This window comes from Burkholderia sp. Bp8998 (assembly GCF_003854235.1).
Lineage (GTDB): Bacteria > Pseudomonadota > Gammaproteobacteria > Burkholderiales > Burkholderiaceae > Burkholderia.
The window spans coordinates 125,803-132,807 of the sequence record NZ_QTQF01000023.1; the positions used below are offsets into that span (position 1 = coordinate 125,803).

General features: G+C 64.8%; 7 protein-coding genes. 6 read left to right on the forward strand and 1 reads right to left on the reverse strand.

Features of this window, described 5'->3' with window-relative positions; genetic code table 11:
- Positions 1–4: 4 nt before the first annotated feature.
- Positions 5–1,393: an adenylosuccinate lyase gene (gene purB / locus DIE06_RS22755; RefSeq protein WP_124663274.1), complete on the reverse strand. Its 1,389-nt coding sequence runs from the start codon at positions 1,391–1,393 to the stop codon at positions 5–7.
- Positions 1,394–1,660: 267 nt separating this feature from the next.
- On the opposite strand from purB, the gene DIE06_RS22760 reads away from it, so the two are divergent.
- The 6 genes from DIE06_RS22760 to DIE06_RS22785 all read left to right on the forward strand — a co-directional run.
- Positions 1,661–2,614: a LysR substrate-binding domain-containing protein gene (locus tag DIE06_RS22760; protein ID WP_124663275.1), complete on the forward strand. Its 954-nt coding sequence runs from the start codon at positions 1,661–1,663 to the stop codon at positions 2,612–2,614.
- A gap of 276 nt (positions 2,615–2,890) precedes the next feature.
- Entirely contained in the window at positions 2,891–4,177 is a 1,287-nt protein-coding gene (locus tag DIE06_RS22765) for a Glu/Leu/Phe/Val dehydrogenase (RefSeq protein WP_124663276.1), read from the forward strand.
- A 251-nt stretch (positions 4,178–4,428) separates the two neighbouring features.
- Positions 4,429–5,322: a glutamate/aspartate ABC transporter substrate-binding protein gene (locus tag DIE06_RS22770; protein ID WP_185733449.1), complete on the forward strand. Its 894-nt coding sequence runs from the start codon at positions 4,429–4,431 to the stop codon at positions 5,320–5,322.
- A gap of 84 nt (positions 5,323–5,406) precedes the next feature.
- Positions 5,407–6,147 (forward strand): amino acid ABC transporter permease, encoded by a 741-nt coding sequence (locus DIE06_RS22775; protein ID WP_124663278.1) that lies wholly within the window; start codon positions 5,407–5,409, stop codon positions 6,145–6,147.
- Positions 6,147–6,824 (forward strand): glutamate/aspartate ABC transporter permease GltK, encoded by a 678-nt coding sequence (gltK, locus tag DIE06_RS22780; RefSeq protein ID WP_124663279.1) that lies wholly within the window; start codon positions 6,147–6,149, stop codon positions 6,822–6,824. The genes DIE06_RS22775 and gltK overlap by 1 nt, the downstream gene beginning before the upstream one ends.
- The coding region (locus DIE06_RS22785) for an ATP-binding cassette domain-containing protein (RefSeq protein WP_148094366.1) at positions 6,821–7,005 on the forward strand (185 nt) is incomplete at its 3' end. The genes gltK and DIE06_RS22785, both read left to right, overlap by 4 nt.

Sequence of the window (7,005 nt, forward strand, 5' to 3'; positions counted from 1 at the left end):
GCGCTTACGCGATCCGCTTTGCCAGTTCGATGGCCTTGCCGATGTACGACGCGGGCGTCATCGCGAGCAGGCGGTCCTTCGCGTCCTGCGGGATCGCCAGCGTGCCGACGAATTCCTGCAGCGCTTCGCGCGTGATGCCCTTGCCGCGCGTCAGCTCCTTCAGCTGCTCGTACGGGTTCTCGATGCCGTAGCGGCGCATCACCGTCTGCACCGGCTCGGCGAGCACTTCCCAGCAGTTGTCGAGATCTTCGTTCAGGCGCTGCGGATTCACCTCGAGCTTGTCGAGGCCGCGGATCAGCGAGTCGTACGCGAGCAGCGAGTAGCCGAGTGCGACGCCCATGTTGCGCAGCACCGTCGAGTCGGTCAGGTCGCGCTGCCAGCGCGACACCGGCAGCTTGTCGGCGAGGTGGCGCAGCGTCGCGTTCGCGAGGCCGAGGTTGCCTTCCGAGTTCTCGAAGTCGATCGGGTTGACCTTGTGCGGCATCGTCGACGAGCCGATTTCGCCGGCCTTCGTCTTCTGCTTGAAGTAGCCGACCGAGATGTAGCCCCACACGTCGCGGTCGAGGTCGAGCAGGATCGTGTTCGCGCGCGCCACGGCGTCGAACAGTTCGGCCATGTAGTCGTGCGGCTCGATCTGGATCGTGTACGGGTTGAACGTGAGTTTCAGGCGGTTCTCGATCACGTCGCGCGAGAACGCTTCCCAGTCGAATTCCGGATACGCGGACAGGTGCGCGTTGAAGTTGCCGACCGCGCCGTTCATCTTGCCGAGGATCTCGACCTTCTCGATGCGCGTGATCGCGCGGGCGAGGCGCGCGGCGACGTTCGCGAGTTCCTTGCCGAGCGTCGTCGGGCTGGCCGGCTGGCCGTGCGTGCGCGACAGCATCGGCTGTTCGGCGTGCGCGTGCGCGAGCGCGACGAGGCGCTGGTAGACCGTGCGCAGTGCCGGCAGGATCACGTGTTCGCGCGCGCCGGCGAGCATCATCCCGTGCGACGTGTTGTTGATGTCTTCGGACGTGCACGCGAAGTGGATGAATTCGCTGGCCTTCTCGAGTTCGGCCTGGCCCTTGACCGATTCCTTCAGCCAGTATTCGACGGCCTTCACGTCGTGGTTCGTGACGCGCTCGATTTCCTTGATGCGCGCGGCGTCGTGCGCGGTGAAGCGCTCGGCGAGCTGCAGCAGGAATTGTTCGGACGCGTCGGAGAAGCGCGGGACTTCCGCGAAGCCGGCGCGCGACAGCGCGATGAGCCAATGCACCTCGACGGTGACGCGGTGGCGCATGAAGGCGGCTTCGGAGAGCCAGTCGCGCAGCGCTTCGGTCTTGCTGGCGTAGCGGCCGTCGATGGGCGAGAGCGCGGTGAGGGCGAAAAGCGTATCGGGACGAGTGTCGGACATGATCGGGCGTGGCCTTTGGGGCCGGTGCGGACGAGGGGGGAGAAGAATCTGCCATTTTACCATTGGCGCGGGGCGATCCCGGCCGAACCGGTCCGGCCGCGGCCACTGCGGGCGATCGGCACGCACCCGGCGCCCGCACGGCGTGCGATTGGCCTGCCGGCAGGCGTCCGCGCCGGCTCGCCGGGCTGCTCGCCACGCCGGCGGGCGGGCCCGCCCGCCGGTAGAATGCAGGCTTCTTCCCGACCGCCGCCCGCCGCGCCCGCCTGCATGGAACTGAAATGGCTCGAAGACTTCGTCTCGCTCGCGGAAACGCGCAGCTTTAGCCGGTCCGCCGAACTGCGGCATGTGTCGCAACCCGCATTCTCGCGGCGCATCCAGGCGCTCGAGGCGTGGCTCGCGACCGAACTGATCGATCGTTCGGTCTATCCGACGCGGCTCACGCAGGCCGGCCAGATCTTCTACGAGCAGGCGCTGACGATGCTGTCGCAGGCGCACGAGGCGCGCACGCTGCTGCGCGGTCACGTCGGTGCGCCGGTGCCGACGATCGAGTTCGCGGTGCCGCACACGCTGTCGCTCACGTATTTCCCGCGCTGGCTGCAGCGGATCGAGGCGAAGATGGGGCAGGTCCACACGCGGCTGCGCGCGCTGAACGTGCACGATGCCGTGCTGTCGCTCGTCGAGGGCGGCTGCGATCTCGTGATGGGCTACCACCACCCGAGCCATCCGGTCGCGCTCGACCCCGCCCGCTACGACATGCTGGTCCTCGGCAGCGAGCCGATCAGCGCATTCTCCGCGCCGGGCCGCGCGGGCCGGCCGCGCTATACGCTGCCGGGCACGGCCGAAGCGCGCGTGCCGTACCTGTCGTACACGCCGAACGCGTATCTCGGCCGGATGACCGAGGTCATCGTGGCGAACGCACCGACCTCGCTGTTCCTCGATCGCGTGTACGAAACCGACATGGCCGAAGGGCTGAAGGCGATGGCGCTCGCGGGTCACGGCGTCGCGTTCCTGCCGCACAGCGCGGTCGAGGATGCGGTGGCCAGCGGCCGCCTGATCCGGCTCGATCGTTCGGCGCGCGGCGGCACCCATCCGTATACGCTGACGATGGAGATCCGCCTGTACTGCGACAAGCTCGCGCTGCAGGGCGACGACCCGCGGCAGAAGCTCGTGCGCGCGCTGTGGGACGTCGTGCGCGACGAATTGCGCGAAACCACCGGTTAACCGTGGGCGGTTAACCGCGCCGGCCGGGCCCGTGCGGCTGACTACCCGCTTGCCGTGCCTGTCGGACGGCTGTCCGGGGGCATCCTGCGTCTTTCTCCGACGATCTTTCGCGAACGCGATGCACGGCCGATCGCGGGCGTTCTTGCGCAAATCGACCACGGATTTGCGAAAAATCACGATCATGCAAGAAACGCATAATCGAATAAGCAAACGGCATTGGATAAAAAAAACGGGTTTTTCGACAATGTGCGCAATCCGTTGAACGTTGGAGCGTCCATGTCTTCGCAACTGCAGTCCATCCCGTCCTACCTTCACGCCGACGATCTCGGCCCGTGGGGCAACTATCTTCAGCAGGTCGATCGCGTCGCACCGTACCTCGGTTCGCTGTCGCGCTGGCTGGAAACGCTGAAGCGTCCGAAGCGCATCCTGATCGTCGACTGCCCCATCGAGCTCGACAACGGCACCGTCGCGCACTTCGAAGGCTATCGCGTGCAGCACAACGTGTCGCGCGGTCCGGGCAAGGGCGGCGTGCGCTACCACCAGGACGTGACGCTGTCGGAAGTGATGGCGCTGTCGGCATGGATGTCGGTGAAGAACGCGGCCGTGAACGTGCCGTACGGCGGTGCGAAGGGCGGCATCCGCGTCGACCCGCGCAAGCTGTCGCGTGGTGAGCTCGAGCGCGTGACGCGCCGCTACACCAGCGAAATCGGCATCATCATCGGACCGAACACCGACATTCCGGCGCCGGACGTCAACACCAACGAACAGGTGATGGCGTGGATGATGGACACGTACTCGATGAACCAGGGCCAGACGTCGACCGGCGTCGTGACCGGCAAGCCGATCTCGCTCGGCGGTTCGCTCGGCCGCAAGGAAGCAACGGGGCGCGGCGTGTTCGTCGTCGGCTCGGAAGCGGCGAAGAAGAAGGGCCTCGAGATCGAAGGCGCGCGCATCGCGGTGCAGGGCTTCGGCAACGTCGGCGGCATCGCGGCGAAGCTGTTCCAGGAAGCGGGTTCGAAGGTGATCGCGGTGCAGGATCACACGGGCACGATCTACCAGCCGGCCGGCCTCGATTCGAACAAGCTGCTCGACCACGTGGCACGCACGGGCGGCGTCGCGGGCTTCGAAGGCGCTGAACCGATGCCGAACGACGAGTTCTGGACGGTCGAGACCGACATCCTGATCCCGGCGGCACTGGAAAACCAGATCACCGAGAAGAACGCAGCGAAGATCCGCACGAAGATCATCGTCGAAGGCGCGAACGGCCCGACGACGACGGCGGCCGACGACATCCTGAGCGCGAACGGCGTGCTCGTGATCCCGGACGTGATCGCGAACGCGGGCGGCGTGACCGTGTCGTACTTCGAGTGGGTGCAGGACTTCTCGAGCTTCTTCTGGACGGAAGACGAGATCAACCATCGTCTCGAGCGCGTGATGCGCGAAGCGTTCGCCGGCGTGTGGGCGGTCGCGGAAGAGCACAAGGTATCGGTGCGTACGGCGGCGTTCATCGTCGCGTGCAAGCGCATCCTGATGGCGCGCGAAATGCGCGGCCTGTACCCCTGATCAGTCATTGCCGATCGTCGATCGGTTGACTACGCTCAAAGCATGACGCAATCCACCCGATTGCGTGCATGAACCCTCGCGGGCGGTGCCGAATCCGGCATCGCCCGCGGGCGCATTCATGCGCCGCAAGCGCGCCCGAAGCCGGGAGGACGGCTTCGCACCGGGCGACGCGCAGTGCGGTAAATAACCAGTACTTTCAAAAATATTACTTTGATACACTGGCGCGGGTTTTAGCCAAGGAGATGACCAAGATGAAATACCACAAGGCAGTCCTGATGGTCGCGGCGCTGTGCGCGTTCGCGAGCGGCGCGCATGCACAGGAGACCGGCACGCTGAAGAAGATCAAGGACACGGGCGTGATCGCGCTGGGCCACCGCGAGTCGTCGATTCCGTTCTCCTACTATGACCAGAGCCAGCAGGTCGTCGGCTATTCGCGCGAATTCCAGATGAAGGTCGTGGACGCGGTGAAGAAGAAGCTGAACCTGCCGAACCTGCAGGTCAAGAACATCCCGGTCACGTCGCAGAACCGCATCCCGCTCGTGCAGAACGGCACGGTCGACATCGAGTGCGGCTCGACGACCAACAACGTCGAGCGTCAGCAGCAGGCCGCCTTCTCCGACACGATCTTCGTGATCGGCACGCGCCTGATGACGAAGAAGGATTCGGGCGTCAAGGATTTCGCCGACCTGAAGGGCAAGACGGTCGTGACCACCGCCGGCACGACGTCGGAGCGCCTGCTGCGCAAGATGAACAACGACAAGCAGCTGGGCATGAACATCATCAGCGCGAAGGATCACGGCGATTCGTTCAATACGCTGGAATCGGGCCGCGCGGTCGCGTTCATGATGGACGACGCGCTGCTCGCGGGTGAGCGCGCGAAGGCGAAGCAGCCGGGCGAGTGGGTGATCGTCGGCACGCCGCAATCGGAAGAGGCGTACGGCTGCATGATGCGCAAGGGCGATGCGGACTTCAAGAAGGTCGTCGACGACGCGATCTCGCAAGTCGAGAAGTCGGGCGAAGCCGCGAAGATCTACGCGAAGTGGTTCGAGAACCCGATTCCGCCGAAGGGGCTGAACCTGAACTTCCCGCTGTCCGATTCGATGAAGAAGCTGTACGCGAACCCGAACGACAAGGCGCTCGACTGATCACGCGGCCGTTGATGCAGAAATGACGCTACTGAAACGGAAGAGGCCACGCTTCTTCCGTTTCTTTTTGCTGGAGTCTTGCCCATGTCTTACCACTGGAACTGGGGCATCTTCCTGAGCCCCGTCTCGACCGGCGAGCCGACGACTTATTTCGGATGGCTGATGTCCGGCTTCCGGGTGACGATCGAGGTGTCGCTCGTCGCCTGGGTCATCGCGCTGATCGTCGGTTCGCTGTTCGGCGTGCTGCGCACGGTGCCGAACAAATGGCTGTCCGCGATCGGCACCGTGTACGTGTCGATCTTCCGGAACATTCCGCTGATCGTGCAGTTCTTCGTCTGGTACCTCGTCGTGCCCGAACTGCTGCCCGCGTCGATCGGCACCTGGATCAAGCAGTTGCCGCCCGGCACGCAGTTCTTCACCGCGTCGATCATCTGTCTCGGCCTGTTCACCGGCGCGCGCGTGTGCGAACAGGTGCGCTCGGGGATCAACGCGCTGCCGAAGGGCCAGCGCGCGGCCGGCCTCGCGATGGGCTTCACGCAATGGCAGACGTACCGCTACGTGCTGCTGCCGGTTGCGTACCGGATCATCGTGCCGCCGCTCACGTCCGAGTTCCTGAACATCTTCAAGAACTCCGCGGTCGCATCGACGATCGGCCTGCTCGACCTGTCCGCGCAGGCGCGCCAGCTCGTCGACTACACCGCGCAGACCTACGAGTCGTTCATCGCGGTGACGCTCGCGTACGTGGTCATCAACCTCGTCGTGATGGCGTTCATGCGCTGGATCGAAGGCCGCACGCGGCTGCCCGGCTACATCGGAGGCAAGTGATGCATCAGTTCGACTGGAGTAGTATTCCCGGCGCGATACCGACGCTGTGGTCCGGTGCGATCATCACGTTCAAGATCACGCTGATCGCGATCGTCATCGGCATCGTGTGGGGCACGCTGCTGGCGCTGCTGCGGCTGTCCGGCGTGAAGCCGCTCGCGTGGTTCGCGAAAGCGTACGTGACGGTGTTCCGCTCGATCCCGCTCGTGATGGTGCTGCTGTGGTTCTTCCTGATCGTGCCGCAGGTGCTGCAGGGCGTGCTCGGGCTGTCGCCGACGATCGACATCCGGCTTGCCTCGGCGATGGTCGCGTTCTCGCTGTTCGAAGCCGCGTATTATTCCGAGATCATCCGGGCCGGCATCCAGGCGGTGCCGCGCGGGCAGGTGAACGCCGCGTACGCGCTCGGCATGAACTACGCGCAGGCGATGCGCCTCGTGATCCTGCCGCAGGCGTTCCGCGCGATGGTGCCGCTGCTGCTCACGCAGGCGATCGTCCTGTTCCAGGATACGTCGCTCGTGTACGTGATCAGTCTCGCGGACTTCTTTCGCACGGCCGCCAATATCGGCGATCGCGACGGCACGACCGTCGAGATGGTCCTGTTCGCGGGCGCATGCTATTTCGTGATTTGCTCGGTGGCGTCTGCCCTCGTCAAAGGTCTCCAGAAAAAGGTCACAAGATGATTTCCATCAAGAACGTTTCGAAGTGGTACGGCCAGTTTCAGGTCCTCGCCGATTGCACGACAGAGGTCAAGAAAGGCGAGGTGGTCGTCGTGTGCGGCCCGTCCGGCTCGGGCAAGTCCACGCTGATCAAGACCGTGAACGGCCTCGAGCCGTTCCAGCAGGGCGAGATCCTCGTGAATGG

What these genes read in the sequence shown, in the direction of transcription:
- purB (WP_124663274.1), bottom strand. Translation starts at nt 1,393, where the DNA reads ATGTCCGACACTCGTCCCGATACGCTTTTCGCCCTCACCGCGCTCTCG.
- DIE06_RS22760 (WP_124663275.1), top strand. Translation starts at nt 1,661, where the DNA reads ATGGAACTGAAATGGCTCGAAGACTTCGTCTCGCTCGCGGAAACGCGC.
- DIE06_RS22765 (WP_124663276.1), top strand. Translation starts at nt 2,891, where the DNA reads ATGTCTTCGCAACTGCAGTCCATCCCGTCCTACCTTCACGCCGACGAT.
- DIE06_RS22770 (WP_185733449.1), top strand. Translation starts at nt 4,429, where the DNA reads ATGAAATACCACAAGGCAGTCCTGATGGTCGCGGCGCTGTGCGCGTTC.
- DIE06_RS22775 (WP_124663278.1), top strand. Translation starts at nt 5,407, where the DNA reads ATGTCTTACCACTGGAACTGGGGCATCTTCCTGAGCCCCGTCTCGACC.
- gltK (WP_124663279.1), top strand. Translation starts at nt 6,147, where the DNA reads ATGCATCAGTTCGACTGGAGTAGTATTCCCGGCGCGATACCGACGCTG.